This window comes from Mesorhizobium shonense (assembly GCF_040545255.1).
Classification (GTDB): Bacteria; Pseudomonadota; Alphaproteobacteria; order Rhizobiales; family Rhizobiaceae; genus Mesorhizobium; species Mesorhizobium shonense.
The window spans coordinates 1-20315 of record NZ_JBEPLM010000016.1; the positions used below are offsets into that span (position 1 = coordinate 1).

A 20315-nucleotide genomic window follows, 5' to 3' on the forward strand; every position below is an offset into this window, starting at 1 on the left:
CGATGCTGGCCTCCGATCCAGCCAGCATCTTGAATCACAAAATCAGCCTCTCCGGAATCCCTCTTCGATTCTGTCAAAAGCTGAACCGCTCTAGAAAACGGAAATGGCCGCTAGGATGATTCTGGATCGGAACATCGCCAGCAATGCGCCCGGAGCTATCACTATCACCGGTCCGGCTAGGCACATGCAGCCAATTGCAATGCTTCTCTTCGGTTCAGTGGTCGGCACCCATTCCATTCTAATGAAACCGTACAGCAGGTAGGCTAGGTAGGAATGCGCAGTAACGGCAATGCAGGCCGGGACAATGGTCAGCCACGGGCTATCTGACAACGGGACAATAGCGACGAGCCGGTTGAGCACTTCGTACATAAGACCAAGAACGACGCCCAGTAGTATGACGGACCACCATCGGCGAATGGGGTAGGCTCCCAACAGTGCTCGCTTGATCACTCAGTCAAGTGGCAAGCCTTCGCGCCAGGGGGTATCGAAAAAATAGAAAAGACGGTGACGGGAGACGGACAAATAGGCCGGAATGCGCATAGCAATGTCTCACTTCGTTGTCCCACCAACGAGAACCCATTGCCAAAGCCTTGATTTTAAATCCGCTGGTGGAGCTGAGGGGGATCGAACCCCTGACCTCATCATTGCGAACGATGCGCTCTCCCAGCTGAGCTACAGCCCCGTTCCAGCGGATGGGCTTGTATCGGTCGCGGCCGTTCGATGTCAAGGCGAAACGGCTCGATGGCGTCGATGCGCCGGGGCCGGCGGGCCTTGCCGGTTCCGCCAGCAATGGCTACATGTCGGCGACAATTTGGAGACCGGCATGATCGCCCTCATTCAAACCATCGTCATGGCGCTCGACCTCTATTGGTGGGTCATCATCGCCTCGGCGATCTTTTCCTGGCTTTATGCCTTCAACGTCGTCAACTCGCGCAACCAGTTCGTCGGCACCATCGGCAACATGCTGTATCGGCTGACCGAGCCGGCGCTGCGGCCGATCCGCCGTTTCATGCCCGATCTCGGCGGCATCGACATTTCGCCGATCATCCTGCTTTTGATCATCTTCTTCGTCCGGCAGTTCCTGCTCACGACCGTGCTGTCGCTGGTCGTCTGAGGGCTGGTCCGGTCGATGAGCGCGCCGTTTCGCCTGCACGGGGATGGCATCGACCTTTACGTGCGGCTGACGCCGAAGGCGGCGCTGGACCGGATCGAAGGTGTCGAGACGGCTGCCGACGGACGCAGCCATCTCAAGGCCCGGGTGCGCGCCGTACCGGAGAACGGGGCGGCCAACGCGGCGCTGGAGCGGATGGTGGCCAAGGCGGTCGGCGTGCCGGGGTCGACGGTTTCGGTGGTGGCCGGGGGCACTTCGCGGCTGAAGACGGTGCGCATACTGGGCGATACGGCTGCGTTGGTGAAAAGCGTCGGGGCACTGATCGGCACCTGAGACCGCATTACAAATATCGCCAGTTGGCGCTGCCCCTCATTGCCCTGCCGGGCATTTCTCCCCGTATAGTGACGGGGAGAAAGACGCTGTCGCGGATGCTTTCGCCAACCATCAACGTTGCAAAAAATAGCGCCGAGGTTGCGGCCAGCTTTCTTCTCCCCGTTCTACGGGGAGAAGGTGCCGGCAGGCGGATGAGGGGCAGCGCTACGGTTCGAGATTGAGCAGCTTATGGCCGGGCACTTTGCCCGCCGCAGACAAAGGAAGACGCGCTCAATCCCCCAGCGGCAGCTTTGGGTCGTCGACCTTCAGCGTGTTCACGCTCTGCTTGATGCGGCGCAGGTTCTCCAGCACTTTCGGCCCGCGCGATTCAGCCACCGCGGTGGCGATCATGTCGAGGATGGCAAGAAGCGCGTAACGCGACGAGGTCGGCTTGTAGATGTTGCCGTCCTCGAAAGGCTGCAGAAGGATCACCGTGTCGGCGACCTTGGCCAGTGACGAATCCGGCGCGGTGACGGCGACGGTGGCGGCGCCATATTGCTGGGCGACCTCGACGGCCTCGATCACCGAACGCGCGAAGCCGGAGACCGAGAAGGCGACCAGCGTCGTTTCCGGCGTCGCGACGGCGGCATACATGCGCTGGAGCTGGCCGTCGGTCTGGGCGAGCGCCGACAGGCCGAGCCGGAACAGCCGGTTCTGCATCTCGGTCGCCATCATCGAGGAAATGCCGCCGGAGCCGATGCAAAGCACATTGCCGGAGCCGGCGATGCGGGCGGCGACGTCCATCAACGTCGTCATATCGAGATTCTCGCTGGCGCGCTGGATGGCGGCGATCGCCGCTTCGGTGATGGCCGAAGCAATGCGCTGCTCGCGCGCGTCGCGGCTCAGCGGCTCCGGCGACAGATACTGACCGCCGATGGCGATCGCCTGCGCCAGATAGAACTTGAAGTCGCGCAGGCCCTCGCAGCCGAGATTGCGGCAGAAGCGGGTCACCGTCGGCTCGCTGACGCCGACCCTCGCGGCAATCTCCGAGATCGCCGCCTTGGAGGCGAAATCGAGATCGGAAAGCACGAGGCCGGCCAGCCGACGGTCCGACTTGGTGCCGTCCTGCGACATCAGTTGCAGGCGGGTGATGATGTCGGCCGGCGTCTTCATAGGGGGAGGCCGGTCGCCTTGTCGAAGAGATGGATGTTGCGCGGGTCGACGCTCACCGGCAGCCGGTCGCCCGGCTTCACCTGCAGCCGGTCGCGGAACACGGCGCGCACACTCTCACCGCCGACCGAGCCGTAGACATGGGTTTCGGAGCCGGTCGGTTCGACGACATCGACGTCGATCGCGATCGCGTCGTCGGCGGCGCCGATGACGAAATGCTCGGGGCGGATGCCGGCTTCGACCGTGTCGGCGCCTGACGCGGCCTTGGTCGTTAGCGCCAGGCGGCCGCCGCCGCTGGTCTCGAACCAGGACTTGGCCCCGACGGTCTTCAGCGCGCCGGAGACAAAACTCATCGACGGCGAGCCGATGAAGCCGGCGACGAATTTGTTGGCCGGCCGGTCATAGAGCTCCAGCGGCCGTCCAACCTGCTGGATGCGGCCGCGATCCATCACCACGATGCGGTCGGCCATGGTCATGGCCTCGATCTGGTCGTGGGTGACGTAGACGATGGTCGATCTCAGCCGCTGATGCAGGGCCTTGATCTCGGTGCGCATCTGCACGCGCAGCTGCGCGTCGAGGTTGGAGAGCGGCTCGTCGAACAGGAAGACGGAAGGCTCGCGCACGATGGCGCGGCCCATGGCGACGCGCTGGCGCTGGCCCCCTGACAATTGCCGTGGATAGCGGTCGAGGTAGGAGAAGAGGTTCAGCACGCCGGAAGCCTTCTTCACCTTGTCGTCGATCGCCGCGCGGCTTTCACCCCGGATTTTCGGACCGAAGCCGATATTGTCGGCGGCTTTCAGATGCGGGAACAGCGCGTAGGATTGGAAGACCATGGCGATGTTGCGCTTCTGCGGCGGCAGGTCGTTGGCTCTCAAGCCGCCGATCACGAGGTCGCCGGAGGTGATCGTCTCCAGCCCGGCCAGCATACGCAGCAAGGTCGACTTGCCGCAGCCGGACGGGCCGACCAGCACGACGAACTCGCCGCTCTTGATCTCGAGGTTGATGTCCTCGAGGATTTTGTGCTGGCCGAAGGATTTCGACAGGTTGCGAAACAGGACATCGGTCATGGTCACGCTCCCAAGATGTCGTCGATGAAAGGCAGGTAGCCGGCCGTCAGTCCGGCGTCCACCGGCACCACCGCGCCTGTTATGCCGGACGCCCGGTCGGAGGCAAGGAAGGCGACCGCTTCCGCCACTTCCGAAGCATTGACGATGCGTCCCAGTGGGTAGAGCCGCTTCAATCGGCCGAGGATTTCCGGGTCCTTGGCCAGGCGATGGTCCCAGGCGGCGGTGCGGATCGAGCCCGGACAGACGACATTGGCGCGCACGCCGCTGCGGCCGAGCTCGACGGCGATCGACTTGGCGTAGGCGTTGATGCCGGCCTTGGCGGCGGCATAGGCCGGGTTGCCGAAATGCGCGATGGCGTTGACCGAGGAGATGAAGACGACGCTGCCCGCGCCGCGCCCCGCCATCGCCTTGATCAGCGGGTCGGCGAAAGTCATCACCCCGGTGAGATTGAGGTCGAGCTCCTGCTCGATCCTGTCCGCCGTCAGCGCATCAAGCGTCTCCGCGCGCGTCCAGCCGGCATTGTTGATCAGAATGTCGGGGACGCCGTCCTTGTCGAGCAGGGCAGGGATCGCCGCTTCGATCGAAGCCCGGTCGAGCAGGTCGAAGACGTGGCGCGAGGCGATCAAGGGGCTCTCCAGCGCCTCGGCCGACTGGTCGCAGCCGACGATGCGCGCACCACGTTCGGCCATAAGCGCCACGATCGCCGAGCCGAGACCACCGCCGGCGCCGGTGACGACAATTGTCTTGCCCCCGAAATCGGCCTTTGACACCACGATGCGCGCTCCTCCGCCACGTCAGATAGCGACAGAACGCTACTCAACGAAATGTAATTAAGCAACATGATAAACTGCTTGCATCGCGGAAAACCCTCGATAATGTAGGAAAGTCACATAAATCCTGCGCCTACAAGGGCCAGGCGCGAATGCGCATCATGGGAGGAAATCAGATGAGCCTTGCGAAATGGACTGTCGGCCTGTTGGCCGGGATGAGCATGCTGGCGCTGGCAGCGCCCGCCGATGCGGGCGAGGTGCGCGTCACCGTCGCCGAGTACAGCGCCAAGACCGGCCCCTATTTCGAAGCGGTGAAGAAGGAATTCGAGGCGGCGAACCCAGGCATCACGATCAAGTACGAGGTCGTGCCTTGGGACGTGCTCTTGCAGAAGCTCACCACCGACATCACCGCCGGCACCAATGCGGACCTTTCGATTATCGGCACGCGCTGGCTGATCGACTTCGTGCAGCAGGACGTCGCCGAGCCGCTCGACAGCTACATCACGCCCGAATTCAAGGACCGCTTCATCGACACCTTCCTGCAGCCCTCGATCATGGGCGGCCACACCTACGGCCTGCCGATCGCCGCCTCGGCGCGCGCCATGTACTACAACAAGGAGCTGTTCGAGAAAGCCGGCATCGCCAAGCCGCCGGCCACCTGGACCGAGCTGCAGGAGGACGCGCGCAAGATCAAGGGGGTCGGCGCCTTCGGCTTCGGCCTGCAGGGCAAGGAGATCGAGACCGACGTCTATTACTACTATGCGATGTGGTCGCAGGGCACCGAGATCCTCAACAAGGACGGCACATCTGGCCTCAGCACGCCGGGCGCGCTCGAGGCGGCCAAGCTTTACAAGTCGATGATCGACGAGGGCCTGACGGAGCCGGGCGTGACCTCCAACAACCGCGAGGACGTGCAGAACCTGTTCAAGCAGGGCAAGGTCGGCATGATGATCACCGCGCCCTTCCTGTCCAACCAGATCAAGGAAGAAGCGCCGAAGCTGAAATACGGCGTCGCCGCGATTCCCGCCGGACCGACCGGCGCGCGCGGCACCTATGGCGTGACCGACTCCATCATCATGTTCAAGAACTCCAAGAACAAGGACGAGGCCTGGAAGCTGCTCGATTTCCTGTTCACCAAGGAGCAGCGCGCCAAGTTCACGCAGGGCGAAGGCTTCCTGCCGGTGAACAAGGAAGAGGCGAAGATGGACTATTACGTCAACAATGCCGACCTCGCCGCCTTCACCGCTCTGCTGCCTGACGCCCGCTTCGCGCCGGTCATCCCGGGCTGGGAGGAAATCGCCCAGATCACCTCGGACGCCATGCAGAAGATCTACCTCGGCAGCGCCGAGCCGGAAGCCGCCTTGAAGGAGGCGGCAGACAAGGCCAATGGCGTGCTGAAGAAATAGGGCGTATCTCCCTGCGCCCGTGGCGCGCCTCACCCGTCGGGGCGCGCCACATCTTTTCTCGGTCTTCAGCAGAAAGACAGAATCGTCGATGTCAGCGCCGCCCCAGTCAGCCTCCTTCCTCTCCCTCCGGAGGGGGGAGAGGTGGCTCGGCGAAGCCGAGACGGAGTGGGGGAACCACCTGGCAACCGCTGCGAACGGACGTACGAAGGGCACTAGGCGCAAGCATCGCCTCGCCTTGCGCCCAAGGGGTCGACCCCCACTCCGTCGAGCTTCGCTCGACACCTCTCCCCCGATCGACGGGGGAGAGAAAGGGCCCTCTTCCGCAGCTGCTGTGGAGGACGGGCAGGCAGGTGAGGGGCGGCGCAGACGCCAGTGAGGAATGCAAAAACCTGAAGCAATCGCCTAGGAAGAACGAGAGCCAAGCTAGCAAGCCAGCGAAATGCGGGGACGTGCCTTGAGCACCAATGCCACTGCCACTGCTATCTACCCGCAACACGGTGCAAGTCAGCCGATGCAAAGCCGTATCCTGCCCTATCTGCTGACTTTGCCCAGCCTGCTGCTCGCGGCGGTGGTGATCTTCTGGCCGGTCTGGGATCTCGTGCAGATCTCGACGCATGACGTCAATCGCTTTGGCCAGCTGCGCGACTTCAGCGGCCTGGCTAATTTCTGGGCGCTCGCCGCCGATCCTGACTTTGTCGCCGCGCTCTGGCGTACCGGCCTATGGACCGTGCTTGTGGTCGGCGGCGCGCTGCTCTTGTCGATCCCCGTGGCAATCATCCTCAATACCGACTTCCACGGCCGCGGCCTTGCCCGCGTCATCATCATGCTGCCCTGGGCGGTGTCGCTCACCATGACCGCGGTGGTCTGGCGCTGGGCGCTCAACGGCGAGAGCGGCATGCTGAACTCGGCGCTGATGAAGCTCGGGCTGATCAGCCAGAACATCCAGTGGCTGGCGAGCGCCGAGACCGCGTTCCCGATGCAGGTGCTGATCGGCATACTGGTGACGGTGCCGTTCACCACCACGATCTTCCTCGGCGGCCTGTCCTCGATCCCCGACGACCTCTACGAGGCGGCCGCGCTTGAGGGCGCAACGCCGTTCCAGCAGTTCCGCGAGATCACCTTTCCGTTGCTGAAACCCTTCATCAACATCGCGATCGTGCTCAACACCATCTATGTGTTCAACTCCTTCCCGATCATCTGGGTGATGACGCAAGGCGGGCCGGCGAACTCAACCGACATATTGGTGACGCATCTCTACAAGCTCGCCTTCCGCATCGGCAAACTCGGCGAGGCCTCGGCCGTGTCGCTGGTGATGTTCGTCATCCTGCTCGTCTTCACCATGATCTATGTGCGGCTCGCCATGCGGGAGCAGCGCGCATGAGGAACGGCAAGCTCAAACGCACGATCATCGCCTGGCTGCTGCTCGCGCCATTGATCGTGGTGACGATCTTCCCCTTCGCGGTGATGTTCCTGACAGCGGTCAAGCCGCGGCCGGAAGTGCTGACACCCACCTGGTGGCCGAGCGAGTTCCGCTGGTCGAATTTCGCCGACATGTGGGTGGCGACAGGCTTCGGCCAGGCGCTTCTCAACTCGCTCTACGTCTCGGCGCTGGCGACAATCGGCGCCATCCTGATCTCGGTGCCGGCGGCCTACGCGATGTCGCGCTTTCGTTTTGCCGGCTACGGCGCCTTCCGCCAATTCCTTTTGATCTCGCAGATGATCTCGCCGATCGTGCTGGTGCTCGGCCTGTTCAGGTTGATGGCCGCCTGGGGCCTGGTCGAGAGCACGACGGCGCTCGGCTTCATCTACATGGCCTTCAACGTCGCGTTCACCGTCTGGATGCTGCAGAGCTATTTCGACACCATCCCGCGCGATCTCGAGGAGGCGGCTTGGATGGAAGGCGCCGGCCGCTGGCTGACCTTGCGCAAGGTGTTCCTGCCGCTCTGTCTGCCGGCGATCGCGGTGACGGCGATCTTCACCTTCATCAATGCCTGGAACGAGTTCGTGGTGGCGCTGACCATGCTGCGCAGCCAGGAAAGCTACACGCTGCCGATCCAGGTTTTCTCGCTGGTCGCCGGCCGCTATACGATCGAATGGCACCATGTCATGGCGGCGACGCTGCTCGCTACCCTGCCGGTAGCCATCCTCTTCATCTGGCTGCAGCGCTATCTCGTCCGGGGCCTGGCGCTCGGGGCCGTCAAATAGCAATTCCAGCAATTCCAGGAAAAGTGTGCAGCGGTTTTCCGCCCGGAATTGCGAAAAACAGAAGTCCACGGAGTTTTGATGCGCATCTTCACCGCCTCGCTGGCGACGGAAACCAACACCTTCTCGCCGGTGCCGACCGACCGGGCTTCGTTCGAGATGGCCTTCTATGCCGGGCCGGGCAAGCATCCGGAGACGCCGACGCTGTGCTCTTCGCCGATCGTGGCGCTGCGCCGGCGCGCGGCAGAGGAGGGCCTGACCGTCATCGAAGGCACCGCGACCTGGGCGGAGCCCGGCGGCCTCGTTCAAAGGCAGACTTACGAGGCGCTGCGTGACGAGATCCTCGGCCAGCTGAAGGAGGCCTTGCCTGTCGATGCCGTCATCCTCGGCCTGCATGGCGCGATGGTGGCGCAAGGCTATGACGATTGCGAAGGCGATCTGCTGGAGCGTGTGCGCGCAATCGTCGGGCCGAAAGTGGTGATCGCCTCGGAGTTCGATCCGCACAGCCATCTGACGCCGAAGCGCGTGGCTGCATCCGACATCATGGCCTATTTCCTCGAATTCCCTCACACCGATTTCTACGAACGCGGCGAGCATGTGGTCGAGCTCGGCCTTGCCGCGGCGCGCGGCGAGATCAAGCCGGTCATCTCGACCTTCGACTGCCGCATGATCCAGGTGCTGCCGACCAGCCGCGAGCCGATGCGTTCCTTCGTCGACAAAATAAAGGCGCTGCACGGCAAGGACGGCGTGCTGTCGGTCTCGATCATCCACGGCTTCATGGCCGCCGACGTGCCGGAGATGGGCACGCGCATCCTGGTCATCACCGACAATGACAAGGAAAAGGGCGACAAGCTCGCCGAGACGCTGGGACGTGAGCTCTACGCCTTGCGCGAAAAGACGGCGATGACGATGCTTTCCGCCTCTGCCGGCATAGAGCGGGCGCTTGCCGTGCGCGCCGAGCACAAGGACAAGCCGGCGGTGATCGCCGACATCTGGGACAATCCGGGCGGCGGCGTGCCGGGCGACGGCACCATCGTGCTGCGCGAGCTTTTGGCGCGCGGCATCAAGAGCGTCGGCGTGGCGACGATCTGGGATCCGATCGCGGTGACGTTTTGTCAGGCTGCCGGCGAGGGCGCCGTCATCGACCTGCGCTTCGGCGGCAAGGCCGGGCCCCAGGCCGGCGAGCCGATCGACGCACGCGTCACCGTGCTGAAGGCGGTCAGCGAGGGCTGGCAAAGTTTCGGACCGAGCCGCGTGACGCTCGGGCCGTCGGCGGTGGTTCGCATCGAAGGCACGGAGGTCGACGTCATCTTGAACACCAACCGCACGCAGACCTTCGAGCCGGACATTTTTTCCAACATCGGCATCGATCCGCTGGCGAAGGACATCCTGCTGGTCAAATCGACCAACCATTTCTACGCCGGCTTCGCGCCGATCGCCGCCGAGATCGTCTATGTCGCGGCGCCGAGTTCTTATCCGAGCAATCCGGCGGTCACGGATTACAGGAAGTTGAAGCGGCCGATATGGCCGAGGGTGAAGGATCCGTGGCGCTTATAATCTCCCCCCTTGAGGGGGAGATGTCGCCGAAGGCGACAGAGGGGGTCGCCTCAACTGCCGCGACGCCCTAATGGTGGCGAAGGAGAACGTCGGCGCTTCACGCGCAACGACCCCCTCTGGCCGCTACGCGGCCATCTCCCCCTCGAGGGGGGAGATTACCGGCGCTACACCAACCCTCTTTTCACCATCATCGCCTCGGGCGAGGGCATCTTCCCGCGGAACGCCGTATAAAGCTCTTCCGGATCCTTCGAGCCGCCGGCGGCGTAGATGTTCTTCCGCAGCCGCTCCGCCAGTTCCGGATTGAAAGGGTCGCCGGTCTCCTCGAAAGCAGAGAAGGCGTCGGCGTCCAGCACCTCCGACCACATGTAGGAATAGTAGCCGGCCGAATAGCCGTCGCCGGCAAAGACATGGCCGAAATGCGGGGTCCGATGGCGCATTGCGATGGTGTCGGGCATTTGCAGCATTTCGAGCGTTTCGGTCTCGAAACGAAGCGGTTCGACCGGCGCGTCCGGACGCGCGTGGTAGGCCATGTCGATCAGAGCGGAGGCGGTGAACTCGACTGTGGCGAAGCCGGCGCCGAAGGTGCGGGCGGCGAGCATCTTGTCGAGCAGGTCTTTAGGCATCGGCTTGCCGGTCTTGACGTGCAGCGCATGCTTTTCAAGCACCGCCGGCACCGTTAGCCAGTGCTCGTAGAGCTGCGAGGGCAGTTCAACGAAGTCGCGGCTGACCGAGGTGCCGGAGACCGACGGCCAGGTGACGTCGGTCAGCATGCCGTGCAGCGCATGGCCGAATTCGTGGAACAGGGTCTTTGCTTCGTCGACCGACAGCAGCGCCGCCTCGCCGGCCGGCGGCTTGGCGAAGTTCATGATGTTGTAGATGACCGGCTTGGCGCCGTCGCCGAGTTTATAGCCGGACTTCAGCGCGCTCATCCAGGCGCCGGAGCGCTTTGACGGCCGCGCGAAATAGTCGGCAAGGAACAGGCCGCGCTCGCTGCCGTCGGCGTTCTTGATCACGAACGCGCGGGCGTCTGGATGCCAAACCGTGATGCCCTTCTTCTCCTCGAAGGTGATGCCGAACAGTTTTGTGGCGACGTCGAAGCAGGCCTCGATGACGCGTTCCAATTGCAGGTAAGGCTTCAGCTCCGCCTCGTCGAAGGCGAATTTCTCGGCGCGCAGCTTCTCCTGGTAGAAGCGCCAGTCCCAGGCTGCGAACGTCTCGTTGCTGCCGGCCTCGTTCGCCAGTCGTTCCAGGTCCTTCCGGTCGGCGGCCGCCTTCTCAAGCGCCTTTTCCCAGACCGGGTCGAGCAAATCATGCACGGCCTTTGGCGTCTTCGCCATGGTGTCGTCGAGCTTCAGCGCCGCGAAGGATGCGTAGCCGAGCAGCTTCGCCTTCTCGGCGCGCAGTTTCAGCATGTCGCGCACGACATCGGTGTTGTCGCTGGCGCCGCCGTTCTGGCCACGCATGATGAAGGCGCGGAAAGCGGTCTCGCGCAGGTCGCGGCGCTCGGAGAAGGTCGAGAACGGCTCGTAGATCGAGCGCGACAGCGTCACGGCATAGCGGCCCTTCTGGCCACGCATCTCGGCGGCTTCGGCCATCGCGCTCTTCAAAAAGTCCGGCAGGCCGGCAAGGTCGGCCCCGTCGAGGAACAGAGCCCAATCGCGCTCGTCGGCGAGAACGTTCTGGCCGAATTTGGTGCCGAGCGAGGAGAGTTCCTCATTGATGGCCGCGAGCCGCTTCTTGCCGTCAGCGTCGAGCTTGGCGCCCGAACGCACAAAACCCTTCCAGGTCTTTTCCAGAACACGCAGCGTTTCGGGATCGAGATTCAGGCTGTCGCGGCGCTGGTAGAGGTCGTCGATGCGGGCAAACAGCTTCTCGTTCATCGAGATCGCCGAGAAATGCCGCGACATCTTTGGCGATATGTCGCGCTCCATCGCCTGGATGGTGTCGTTGGTGTGGGCGCCGGCGCGGCACCAGAAGATCGACGAGACATGGTCGAGCGGCTCGCCGGCAAGCTCGAGCGCGGCCAGCGTATTTTCAACGGTCGTCGCTTCGCTGTTGCCGGCGATGGCGTCGATCTCGGTCTGATGCGCCTCCAGCGCCGCGTCGAAGACCGGGCCGAAATCATTATCGCCGATGCGCGAGAAATCCGGCAAGCCGAGCGGGCCTTGCCAAAGGGTCAGCGGATGGGCGGCGAGGTCGACGGTTTTCGAAGATGACATGAGCGATTCCGGTGGGCTGGATGAGGTGGGGTGCCTCGGATGTAGGGCGATGCCGCGCACCGCGCAACACGGGTAGCCCCAGGATTCGCCTTAGAGCACTCAAGGGGTAAAGCGATTAGCTGTTTTCCGTGAAACGATGAAACGCGCTGGTTCATCGCAAACGCTGGAGATTGGCTGAAGCCTTCCGAACCTCGTCGTCCTCGGGTCTGCGCTGCGTCGCTTCGCTCCTTGCTCCGCCCGTGGATGACGAAGAGACGGGCGTTTCGGCCAATCTCCTGGGCATGCGACCCACCAACGCAAACATAGCCGACCGGCGAAAATCTCTGTGCTGGGAACTAATAACCGCTGCAGTCCTGCGCGATCGCGGTCTGGGTGCTTGCAGTGATGCGTCCGCCGACGACGGTGAAGGTCTCGCGCATCAGCGTGTCGTTTTCGGGGAAGTCGTAGCAGGCGAGCACCGTGGTCTCGCCGTGCTCGCTCTTCTCGATGCGGTGGCGGATCGCGGCGCCGGCGACGGCGTCTTGCCACTGGTCGATCGAGTCGATGAATTCCTGCTTGTTCTGGACGACGCCAAGGTCCTCGAGCGTCATGCGCGCGTCGTCGGCAAGCAAGGCCGATAATTCGGTGCGGTCGGCCGCCAGCAGCGCCGAATACCAGCGATCGATGATCACGCTGTCGTCGGCGCGAGCGGCAAGGAGCGAGAACAGCAGCGCGACGGCGGCAAGGACGGAGCGAAAATGACGATGCATCCCCCGCCTCACTCCATTTCCAGCCGCTCGAAATCGCCGGTTTCCTTATTCATCACCCAGAGCTCGCCGGTCGAGATGTCGAACCAGGCGCCGTGCAGGGTGAGCCTGCCCTTGCCTTCCAGGATCGAGACGCAGGGAAAGGTCCGGAGATTGGCCATCGAATAGCGGATCGAGATGCGCTCCAGCGCGGTCTGGCGCTCTGTCGCCGTCATGAAAGTGCTGGCCGCCACCGTCTCGGCGGCGGGCGCGATCAGGCTCATCCATTTGCCGATGAAGTCGCCGGGCGAGAGCGGCGCCGAATTGGTGTCGAGCGCGGCGCGGATGCCGCCGCAGCGGCCGTGGCCCATCACCACGATGTTCTTGACCTTCAGGCTCTGCACGGCAAATTCCAGTGCAGCCGAGGTCGAGTGGTACTCGCCGTCCGGCTCGTAAGGCGGCACCAGATTGCCGACATTGCGCAGCACGAAGAGCTCGCCGGGGCCGGCATCGAAGATCGCTTCCGGCGCCGAGCGCGAATCGCAGCAGGCGACGATCATCGTCTCGGGTGATTGGCCGTCGCGGGCCAGCGAGCGATAGCGTCCGCTTTCGGCGGGATAGCGGCCGCTCATGAAGTTGCGGTAGCCGGTCAGCAGATGCTCGGGGAGGTGAGGCATGGGCGGCGTCTTGACCCTTTCCGGGTTGGATGCGGCTGCACGTTCTATTGCGAGAAAGGCTCTAGCGGCAAAAGCCGGTCGCGAGCAATGCCGAATTGCGGATGGCTCCGTCGCATTCGCGATGCGTCAGGCCCCCGTTCGACTACGCCCAGATCGCAACCTGAATGCCGAAACGGTCGGCCATGGGCGGATCGGGTGATGGCCGCGCCTCGCCGCTGGCGATGCGCCCGGCAATCAGCATCATCGCGGCCGCGTCGAGGAAGTCGTCGCTGGCGGCGCCCCTCGGCGGCGGCTGGTCGAGGAAGAATTTCTCATAGCCATGCCGGCAGAGCAGCGCTTTGCGCTCCTCCATGCCGGCCGGATTGACGGCGCCCTTGATCTTCTTCGGCAGAGTCATCGCCACGCCGGCGTTCAGCCGGCAGAAGGCGACTTCCGGGTGCGATTCGAAGACGCGGCAGCGCGATTCGGGCCGCGCGATCAGAAGTGCGTCGATCTCGCGGATCTTGGCAAAGATGCCGAAGGCCTGGATGGAAACGCCGCGCGGCGGATCGGAGGTCGTCATCGCCACCTCGCTCGCCCGGCGATGCGCGGCATACCAGGCCTCGATCGTGGTGAAGTCGCTGGTGTCGGCATAAAGCGCCGCGCGCGAGGGGATGGCAAAGACGCTCGATTGTCTCGCCCCAAGCAACGGCCGCACCACCGCTTCCGGCCCGCGGCCGCCCCGGCTGGAAAAATCCGGCAGGCCGATCGGCATGTCGACGGCGATCGTGGCATCGGGCAGCGTGTCGAGCAGCGCCTGGAAGCTTGGGAAGACCGAGACCGATGGCGCGGCGCCGGTTTCGCGATGCACGGCGATCCAGCCGGCCTTGCAGCCGTCGACGCCCACCAGGGCGGAATGCAGGTTAGTGGAAGTCTGCATCCCGCTCTGTCTGTTTGTTTAGCCGCATTTCTGCGACGCCAAGTGATTCCACTTGGCTGCAAAATGCTTTAGCGCCGCCACCCGGCGTCACGCCCGCTTGTCCCGCCCGGGGTGAAGCAGATGACGAAGCTGAACCATCGCCATCGGATGCGACAGGCTTTGCGCATCGGTCTCGAGCTGCAGCTCGTCGCCGCCGCGTTTTGCCGTACGCGCCAGGATCTCGTAGACGGCGGTCGTGGTCGACTGCAGCGCCTTCGCCGGCGGCTGGCCGGACAGGATGCGGGCGAGGTAGACGGCGGCCGTCAGGTCGCCAAGCCCGTTCGGCGGCCTCTCGATCACCCGGTGCTCGGCAAGCAGCGCCTGGCTGCCGTCGAGCAGGAAATTGCCGGTGCCGCCCATCAGCATCGACGGCGCCGAGGTGACCAGCATGGTCGACGGGCCGGCGTGAAGGGCGGCCGCCGTCACCGCCTTGATGTCGGGCAGCGGCGCGCCGGCCATCCATTCGAGCTCATAGCGGTTGGGCGTGGCGATGTCGGCGATCGGCATCAGTCTGTCGCGCAGCGCCGCGGCCGTCGGCTCCGGCACGTAGAGCCCACCGGAATCGCCCATTACCGGGTCGCAGACATAAAGCGCATCCGGCGTCCTTGCCTTGACGGCGGCGACCAGCGAGGCGACGGCCTCGGCCTGGCCGGCCTCGCCGAGATAGCCCGAGAGCACCGCACGGACCTCGCCAAGCCACGGCGCGCGTTCGAGATCGGCCAACAGCGCCTTGAACTGGTCGAGCGCCGGCACGATGCGGGTGGCGCGGCTGTGGCCGGGGTGCCAGGGCAGGATGACGGTGGGCACCGCCCAGACCGGAAAGCCCAAAGTCTCCAGCGCGAATACCGCGGCGCGGTTGCCGACCGAGCCGCGGGCGACATGGCTGGAGATGACGATGACCGCGCGCGGCGCGTCGGTTTTTTCAGCATTCATGGAGTTTGATTCCTAGCCACCCCGCGTGGCGACATACACCAGCCAGGCCAACAGCCCAATGGCGACGATGAGGCCGAGCGTCCGGCCAATGCGGGTGCCCCAATATTCGATCGGATCGGAGCGGTCGGCGTCCGCGGCGATCACGCGGTCGCGCGTGTCCTTTGCAACACGGGCGATGAAGGAGGTGCCGCCCGGCGCCGTCTCGCGCGCCACGCGCTCGAGGATGCGGCGCGATTCGCTCTCGTCGTCCCGGCGCTCGGCCATGGCAAATGTCCTTTCCTGCCGGGAGCTTAGCCTGTTCGCGCAGGTATTCACAGAGGCGCCCGGCAGGCCCGGAGCGACATCATAGCGGGTTATTTTCTTGCGCGTGGATTGTGCTATTGCTTCGCATGCAACTTTGACCCGAGGGGAACCAATCATGTTTGCCGAGCGCCTTTCCCTGCCCTCCGCCTTCCGCAGTTTGCCGGCCTTGCTGATGATGGCTTTCGTGCTGCCGCTGCTTGCCGGCTGCGGCTACAACACCATCCCGACGGCCGAGGAAAACGCCCGGGCGGCCTGGAGCGAGGTGCTGAACCAGTACCAGCGCCGCTCGGACCTGATCCCGAACCTGGTCGAGACGGTCAAAGGCTATGCCTCGCATGAGAAGGACACGCTCGACGCCGTGGTCGAGGCGCGCGCCAAGGCGACGCAGATCACGGTCACGCCGGACACGTTGAAGGATCCGGAAGCTTTGAAGAAATTCCAGGATAGCCAGGCGGGGCTGACCAGCGCGCTGTCGCGGCTGATCGCGGTGTCGGAGAACTATCCCGACCTCAAGGCCAATCAGAATTTCCTGGCGCTGCAGGCGCAGCTCGAAGGCACCGAGAACCGCATCGCAGTGGCGCGTCGAGACTACATCCAGGCGGTCAGGGATTACAATCTGACGCTCAGGACCTTCCCGTCGGTGCTTTGGGCGACGCTCTGGTTCCGCGGCAATGAGCCGTTTGCGAACTTCACCGTCGAGGAAGACAAGATGCACGTGCCGAAGGTGGATTTCGGGACGAGCACGAAGCAGGGCGGGTGATCCCGTCGTCGGAATAATCCCGCGAGAAGACGGACCGCTGGCGTGTTGATACCCCCCTCTGTCCTGCCGGACATCTCCCCCTCAAGGGGGGAGATCAGCAGCTTTGCCGGTTTCGCCAATCTCCAACCTAGCAGAAGATTCACGGCGGGCGACGACAGCCAATCTCCCCCCTTGAGGGGGAGATGTCCGGCAGGACAGAGGGGGGCGCGACGGAACGCCAAGCTTAACATCCTTGGCGTTCTTCTCTGCCTCCTCCTCCCCCTCGCCGCTATCGCCGCCGACCTCCCGGCCCTCACCGGCCGCGTGGTCGACAATGCCGGCATCATCGATGCCGGCACACGCGCGGCGCTGACGCAGAAACTTGCCGACTTCGAGACGAAAGGCTCCGACCAGATCGTCGTCGCCACCATCCCCAGTCTCGGCGGCGAGGAGATCGAGCCTTACGCCAACCGCCTGTTCCGGTTCTGGAAGCTCGGCCAGGCCAAGGAAAACAACGGCGTGCTGCTGCTGGTCGCGCCCAACGACCGCAAGATGCGCATCGAGGTCGGCTATGGGCTGGAAGGCACGCTGACCGACCTGCACACCAAGCTGATCATCGAAAACGACATGGTGCCGGCATTCCGCGCCGGCGACTTCTCCGGCGGCATTACCAAGGCCGTCGACGACATGATCATGGTGCTGGAGGGCAATCCGGAGGAGCTGGAAGCGCGCGGCAAGCGCAACGAGCAGGCGCCGTTCAACTCCGACGACCTGTTCTTCGCCATCTTCATCACCATCTGGGCGCTGATCTTCTTCGGCAGCATCGCGCTGACGGTGCTGCCGCCGATCTTCGGCCAGAAGATCGGCCCCGGCCGCTATCGCTGGCTCGGCATGACGTTCGAGCCCGGCCGGCGATCCTCCGGGGGCGGCGGCGGTTGGTCGTCGGGCGGCGGAGGCTGGTCCTCGGGCGGCGGCGGTGGCGGCGGGTTTTCCGGCGGTGGCGGCTCGTCGGGCGGCGGCGGTTCTTCGGGAAGCTGGTGAGGACCATGGCGACGCGACCGATCAGCCCTGAGGACCATGACCGCATCGCCGACGCGATCCGCGCCGCGGAGGCAAAGACCGATGGCGAAATCTACTGCGTCGTCGCCCGTGCCAGCGACGGCTATTTCTTCCCGGCCGCGTTCGCGGCGGCTCTCGCAACACTCATCGTCAGCCTGGCGGTGGCTTATGGGCTCGAAGCCTGGTGGCTGACCATCCGTCTGCCGCATTTCGTGCTCGCCCAGCTGCTGGCGCTGGGCTGCATGCTTGCGCTTCTGTGGGCGCTGCCGGGCTGGCGCATCCATCTGGTGCCGAGGCGGCTGCGTTACCAGGCGGCGCACGCCAATGCGATGAGGCAGTTTCTCGCCCGCAACGTCCACCGCACGAGCGCGCGCACCGGCGTGTTGATCTTCGTTTCCATCGCCGAGCGCTATGCCGAAATTGTCGCCGACAGCGGCATCGACGCCAAGGTCGGCCAGCATGTCTGGGACGGCGTGGTGCGGGAGCTGACCCGGCACGCCGGCGACGACCGGCTCGCCGACGGTTTTGTCCGCGCGATCGAATCAGTCGGCGCGGTGCTCGCCGAGCATTTCCCGGTCACCGAAGGCGATACCAACGAGCTCGACGATCACCTCGTCGAAATCTGACCGGACCTGTCCGCAAATCCGCGTCGCTGGGGTCGTTTCGAGCGGTTTCCGCGCTTCCGGCGCCGGCAAGTTCGCCTGTGCGAAAGCGGCGGGCGCGACAGTGCGGACTCTTTGCAAGCGGGCGAAGCGGGTCTATGGTTAACAAATCATGAACACGCTGACGATCGACATCCGCAAAGCCGACCCTCGCGATGCAATCGCCATCGCCGAAGTGCATCAGGAAGCATGGCGCGGCGCCTATTCCGGCATCATCCCGCATCGCACGCTGACGGCCATGATCAATCGTCGCGGCCCCGATTGGTGGGCGAACGCGATTCGCCGCGCGGCCACCGTGCTGGTGGTCGAGATCGGCGGCACGATCGCCGGCTATGCCACGATCGGCAAGAACCGCGCCAAGGAGCTGAGGCAGCAGGGCGAGATCTACGAGCTTTACCTACGCCCGGAATATCAGGGCATTGGGCTCGGCAGCCGGCTGTTCAAAGCCGCGAAGACGCGCCTTGCCGACCACGGCCTGAGAGGCCTGGTGGTGTGGGCGCTGGAAGATAATTACAACGCTTTAGCCTTCTATGCCGGCAATGGCGGCCGCGACATCGCCGAGGGCGTCGAGGTCTTCGAGCAGAAGGCGTTGAAGAAGGTCGCCTTCGTCTGGGAATGAGGCGCCGCCCGCCTAGGTTACAATCCATCACAAACTGTGCGCTTCCATCAGCGTTCGGCACCATTCGCCGCATTGCACCATGACGCGTGTCCCGCTATCGGTCACACAAGATTGAGAGGGATTTGAGCCATGCGTATCGAAGCCGTGCCTACCGGGAAGAACCCGCCTGAGGACGTCAACGTCATCATCGAGGTGCCGATCGGCGGCGAACCGATCAAGTACGAGATGGACAAGGAGGCCGGCACGCTGTTCGTCGACCGCTTCCTGCACACCTCGATGCGCTATCCCGGCAATTACGGCTTCGTGCCGCATACGCTGTCGGGCGACGGCGACCCGATCGACGTTCTGGTCTGCAACACGCGCGCGCTGGTGCCGGGCTGCGTCATCAACGTGCGGCCGATCGGCGTGCTGATCATGGAAGACAATGCCGGCCAGGACGAGAAGGTGATCGCGGTTCCCTCGCCCAAGCTCACGCTGCGCTACGAGAACGTCACCGAATACACCCACCTGCCCGACATCACCCGCCAGCAGGTGCAGCATTTCTTCGAGCACTACAAGGATCTCGAGCCCGGCAAATGGGTCAAGATCGAGGGCTGGCACGATTCCAAATACGCCAAGAAGATGATCGTCGAAGCGATCGAGCGGGCGAAGGCGGCCAAGTAGGGCGAAGCGGTAGCCAATGCCGCAGCTACGGGGGCTTGGGCGAAGCCTTCAACGTCGTCATCCTAGGGCGTAGCAGGAGCGCAGCTCCGTCGCGGAGACCCTAGGATCCATTCCGTGACCTTGGTCGAAGGTCGCGGCGGAACAGAATTCCTGCACCGTAGCAACGCCTTGATGTAACGGCATGGATCCTTGGGTCTGCGCCGCGTCGCTTCGCTCCTTGCTCCGCCAAGGATGACGAAGCTGCGGACGCCTCGGCGAATCAAGCTCTAGTTATCCACCCGGCCGAAGTCCGGCACGTTGCCGATCACCTCGCGCTTGTCCTTGCCGCAGGCAAAACCCTTCGCCTTTTCGTCGGCGAGCTTGCGCGCCTGGTCGTTGGCCTGAGCATTGCCGGTGGCCAGCACCAGGCCGACGGTGCAGCCTTCATGCTCCTCCGGCTGCGCGACCTTGGCGACGACCAGCACCTCGGTCGGCTTGTTCTCGTCTTCGGGGTTGCTGATCTCGCGGCGGTGAATGACCGCGAAGGGCACGGCCTTGTCGCCATTGGTTTCGATCCGCCACTCGACCTTCGGACCCGCGGTGTTGAGCCCGGAAAAGCTTTCCCAGACCGCGGTCATGTCGTCGGAAGGAAAGCCGTAATAGACGGACTCGCGGGCATCGTCATAGCCGATCAGCACCGGATAGCCGCGATAGCCCGCGCAGGCGAGGCTCGCCCAGTCACCGTCGCCTTCTTGCGCCTGGGCGTAGGTCACGCAGTCCTTCTTCCAGTCGAGATCGGTATAGGCGCTGGAAATATCGCCGGCATGGGCCGAGCCGCCGAGGACAGCAAGAATAGTAACAGCAAGCAGGACACGCATTTTGCCAGGACCTCCGTTTTGCGCGGCAGCGTAGCGTCAAAACTCGCGGGGGCCTAGGGATGCCAGGTCGGCGCGGAGGGGGCAAATTGTCGAGGCCAGCGCTGCCCCTCACCTGCCTGCCGGCATCCTCTCCCCGTATAGTGACGGGGAGAGGGGCGCTCTCCTGGATGGTTTCGCCAACAGCCGGCGTTGCAGGAAAAGTGCCGAGGCAGCGGCCAGTTCCCTTCTCCCCGTCACTATACGGGGAGAAGGTGCCGGCAGGCGGATGAGGGGCAGCGCGGGCGCTGAGAATTGGCCGCAGTCAAA

The 20315-nt window shown here is 64.1% G+C and carries 21 protein-coding genes and 1 tRNA gene; 11 read left to right on the plus strand and 11 right to left on the minus strand.

Annotated elements, in window-relative coordinates:
• Positions 1–606: 606 nt before the first annotated feature.
• Positions 607–682, minus strand: a tRNA-Ala gene (locus tag ABID26_RS29480).
• A gap of 141 nt (positions 683–823) precedes the next feature.
• Between ABID26_RS29480 and ABID26_RS29485 the strand changes: the two genes are divergently transcribed.
• Entirely contained in the window at positions 824–1114 is a 291-nt protein-coding gene (locus ABID26_RS29485; RefSeq protein WP_126097239.1) for a YggT family protein, read from the plus strand.
• A 15-nt stretch (positions 1115–1129) separates the two neighbouring features.
• Complete coding sequence (locus tag ABID26_RS29490) at positions 1130–1444, plus strand: DUF167 family protein (protein ID WP_126097240.1); 315 nt, start codon at positions 1130–1132, stop codon at positions 1442–1444.
• A 270-nt stretch (positions 1445–1714) separates the two neighbouring features.
• Here ABID26_RS29490 and ABID26_RS29495 read toward each other — a convergent pair whose 3' ends face one another.
• Genes ABID26_RS29495 through ABID26_RS29505 form a run of 3 tightly spaced genes read right to left on the minus strand, consistent with a single transcriptional unit; the run spans position 1715 to position 4433 of the window.
• The gene (locus ABID26_RS29495) at positions 1715–2596 is read right to left on the minus strand and encodes a MurR/RpiR family transcriptional regulator (RefSeq protein WP_126097241.1); all 882 of its coding nucleotides are present in this window, start codon (positions 2594–2596) and stop codon (positions 1715–1717) included.
• Entirely contained in the window at positions 2593–3660 is a 1068-nt protein-coding gene (locus ABID26_RS29500; protein ID WP_126097242.1) for an ABC transporter ATP-binding protein, read from the minus strand. The genes ABID26_RS29495 and ABID26_RS29500 overlap by 4 nt, the downstream gene beginning before the upstream one ends.
• Positions 3661–3662: 2 nt before the next feature.
• Positions 3663–4433: an SDR family NAD(P)-dependent oxidoreductase gene (locus ABID26_RS29505; protein WP_126097243.1), complete on the minus strand. Its 771-nt coding sequence runs from the start codon at positions 4431–4433 to the stop codon at positions 3663–3665.
• Positions 4434–4606: 173 nt separating this feature from the next.
• Between ABID26_RS29505 and ABID26_RS29510 the strand changes: the two genes are divergently transcribed.
• From ABID26_RS29510 to ABID26_RS29525, 4 genes are all read left to right on the plus strand, one after another.
• A complete protein-coding gene (locus tag ABID26_RS29510; RefSeq protein WP_126097244.1) occupies positions 4607–5836 on the plus strand; it encodes an ABC transporter substrate-binding protein in 1230 nt (409 codons plus the stop codon).
• A 511-nt stretch (positions 5837–6347) separates the two neighbouring features.
• Positions 6348–7217 carry a carbohydrate ABC transporter permease gene (locus tag ABID26_RS29515; RefSeq protein ID WP_126097246.1) on the plus strand — a complete coding sequence of 290 codons (870 nt, stop codon included), beginning with the start codon at positions 6348–6350 and terminating at the stop codon, positions 7215–7217.
• On the plus strand, positions 7214–8041 hold the full coding sequence (locus ABID26_RS29520) for a carbohydrate ABC transporter permease (RefSeq protein ID WP_126097247.1): 828 nt from the start codon (positions 7214–7216) through the stop codon (positions 8039–8041). The genes ABID26_RS29515 and ABID26_RS29520 overlap by 4 nt, the downstream gene beginning before the upstream one ends.
• A gap of 78 nt (positions 8042–8119) precedes the next feature.
• Positions 8120–9595 carry a M81 family metallopeptidase gene (locus tag ABID26_RS29525; RefSeq protein WP_126097248.1) on the plus strand — a complete coding sequence of 492 codons (1476 nt, stop codon included), beginning with the start codon at positions 8120–8122 and terminating at the stop codon, positions 9593–9595.
• Between the two features lie 164 nt (positions 9596–9759).
• Here ABID26_RS29525 and ABID26_RS29530 read toward each other — a convergent pair whose 3' ends face one another.
• From ABID26_RS29530 to ABID26_RS29555, 6 genes are all read right to left on the minus strand, one after another.
• Positions 9760–11814, minus strand: a complete 2055-nt coding sequence (locus ABID26_RS29530; RefSeq protein WP_126097249.1) for a M3 family metallopeptidase — start codon at positions 11812–11814, stop codon at positions 9760–9762.
• A gap of 335 nt (positions 11815–12149) precedes the next feature.
• Entirely contained in the window at positions 12150–12563 is a 414-nt protein-coding gene (locus tag ABID26_RS29535; RefSeq protein WP_126097250.1) for a nuclear transport factor 2 family protein, read from the minus strand.
• 8 nt (positions 12564–12571) lie between these two features.
• Entirely contained in the window at positions 12572–13216 is a 645-nt protein-coding gene (locus ABID26_RS29540; RefSeq protein WP_126097251.1) for a carbonic anhydrase, read from the minus strand.
• A 142-nt stretch (positions 13217–13358) separates the two neighbouring features.
• On the minus strand, positions 13359–14135 hold the full coding sequence (locus ABID26_RS29545; RefSeq protein WP_126097252.1) for a DUF429 domain-containing protein: 777 nt from the start codon (positions 14133–14135) through the stop codon (positions 13359–13361).
• Between the two features lie 87 nt (positions 14136–14222).
• Positions 14223–15107, minus strand: a complete 885-nt coding sequence (pdxY, locus tag ABID26_RS29550) for a pyridoxal kinase PdxY (protein WP_292302968.1) — start codon at positions 15105–15107, stop codon at positions 14223–14225.
• A gap of 12 nt (positions 15108–15119) precedes the next feature.
• A complete protein-coding gene (locus tag ABID26_RS29555; RefSeq protein ID WP_126097254.1) occupies positions 15120–15371 on the minus strand; it encodes a hypothetical protein in 252 nt (83 codons plus the stop codon).
• 154 nt (positions 15372–15525) lie between these two features.
• Here ABID26_RS29555 and ABID26_RS29560 point away from each other — a divergent pair, with 154 nt between their 5' ends.
• The 5 genes from ABID26_RS29560 (at position 15526) to ppa (ending at position 19152) form a co-directional block, all read left to right on the plus strand.
• Positions 15526–16170, plus strand: coding sequence for a LemA family protein (locus ABID26_RS29560; protein ID WP_126097255.1), 645 nt, complete (start codon positions 15526–15528; stop codon positions 16168–16170).
• A gap of 171 nt (positions 16171–16341) precedes the next feature.
• Positions 16342–17190, plus strand: coding sequence for a TPM domain-containing protein (locus ABID26_RS29565; protein ID WP_126097257.1), 849 nt, complete (start codon positions 16342–16344; stop codon positions 17188–17190).
• 5 nt (positions 17191–17195) lie between these two features.
• Entirely contained in the window at positions 17196–17834 is a 639-nt protein-coding gene (locus ABID26_RS29570; protein WP_126097258.1) for a TPM domain-containing protein, read from the plus strand.
• Positions 17835–17982: 148 nt separating this feature from the next.
• Positions 17983–18489: a GNAT family N-acetyltransferase gene (locus tag ABID26_RS29575; protein ID WP_126097259.1), complete on the plus strand. Its 507-nt coding sequence runs from the start codon at positions 17983–17985 to the stop codon at positions 18487–18489.
• Between the two features lie 129 nt (positions 18490–18618).
• Positions 18619–19152, plus strand: a complete 534-nt coding sequence (gene ppa, locus ABID26_RS29580) for an inorganic diphosphatase (protein ID WP_126097260.1) — start codon at positions 18619–18621, stop codon at positions 19150–19152.
• Between the two features lie 266 nt (positions 19153–19418).
• Here the strand turns inward: ppa and ABID26_RS29585 are convergent, their stop codons facing one another.
• Entirely contained in the window at positions 19419–20009 is a 591-nt protein-coding gene (locus tag ABID26_RS29585) for a hypothetical protein (protein ID WP_292302967.1), read from the minus strand.
• Positions 20010–20315: the final 306 nt, after the last annotated feature.

Bases quoted from the DNA above. Each gene is read 5' to 3' on its own strand.
- ABID26_RS29485 (WP_126097239.1), top strand. From the start codon at position 824: ATGATCGCCCTCATTCAAACCATCGTCATGGCGCTCGACCTCTATTGG.
- ABID26_RS29490 (WP_126097240.1), top strand. From the start codon at position 1,130: ATGAGCGCGCCGTTTCGCCTGCACGGGGATGGCATCGACCTTTACGTG.
- ABID26_RS29495 (WP_126097241.1), bottom strand. From the start codon at position 2,596: ATGAAGACGCCGGCCGACATCATCACCCGCCTGCAACTGATGTCGCAG.
- ABID26_RS29500 (WP_126097242.1), bottom strand. From the start codon at position 3,660: ATGACCGATGTCCTGTTTCGCAACCTGTCGAAATCCTTCGGCCAGCAC.
- ABID26_RS29510 (WP_126097244.1), top strand. From the start codon at position 4,607: ATGAGCCTTGCGAAATGGACTGTCGGCCTGTTGGCCGGGATGAGCATG.
- ABID26_RS29515 (WP_126097246.1), top strand. From the start codon at position 6,348: ATGCAAAGCCGTATCCTGCCCTATCTGCTGACTTTGCCCAGCCTGCTG.
- ABID26_RS29520 (WP_126097247.1), top strand. From the start codon at position 7,214: ATGAGGAACGGCAAGCTCAAACGCACGATCATCGCCTGGCTGCTGCTC.
- ABID26_RS29525 (WP_126097248.1), top strand. From the start codon at position 8,120: ATGCGCATCTTCACCGCCTCGCTGGCGACGGAAACCAACACCTTCTCG.
- ABID26_RS29530 (WP_126097249.1), bottom strand. From the start codon at position 11,814: ATGTCATCTTCGAAAACCGTCGACCTCGCCGCCCATCCGCTGACCCTT.
- ABID26_RS29535 (WP_126097250.1), bottom strand. From the start codon at position 12,563: ATGCATCGTCATTTTCGCTCCGTCCTTGCCGCCGTCGCGCTGCTGTTC.
- ABID26_RS29540 (WP_126097251.1), bottom strand. From the start codon at position 13,216: ATGCCTCACCTCCCCGAGCATCTGCTGACCGGCTACCGCAACTTCATG.
- ABID26_RS29545 (WP_126097252.1), bottom strand. From the start codon at position 14,135: ATGCAGACTTCCACTAACCTGCATTCCGCCCTGGTGGGCGTCGACGGC.
- pdxY (WP_292302968.1), bottom strand. From the start codon at position 15,107: ATGAATGCTGAAAAAACCGACGCGCCGCGCGCGGTCATCGTCATCTCC.
- ABID26_RS29555 (WP_126097254.1), bottom strand. From the start codon at position 15,371: ATGGCCGAGCGCCGGGACGACGAGAGCGAATCGCGCCGCATCCTCGAG.
- ABID26_RS29560 (WP_126097255.1), top strand. From the start codon at position 15,526: ATGTTTGCCGAGCGCCTTTCCCTGCCCTCCGCCTTCCGCAGTTTGCCG.
- ABID26_RS29570 (WP_126097258.1), top strand. From the start codon at position 17,196: ATGGCGACGCGACCGATCAGCCCTGAGGACCATGACCGCATCGCCGAC.
- ABID26_RS29575 (WP_126097259.1), top strand. From the start codon at position 17,983: ATGAACACGCTGACGATCGACATCCGCAAAGCCGACCCTCGCGATGCA.
- ppa (WP_126097260.1), top strand. From the start codon at position 18,619: ATGCGTATCGAAGCCGTGCCTACCGGGAAGAACCCGCCTGAGGACGTC.
- ABID26_RS29585 (WP_292302967.1), bottom strand. From the start codon at position 20,009: ATGCGTGTCCTGCTTGCTGTTACTATTCTTGCTGTCCTCGGCGGCTCG.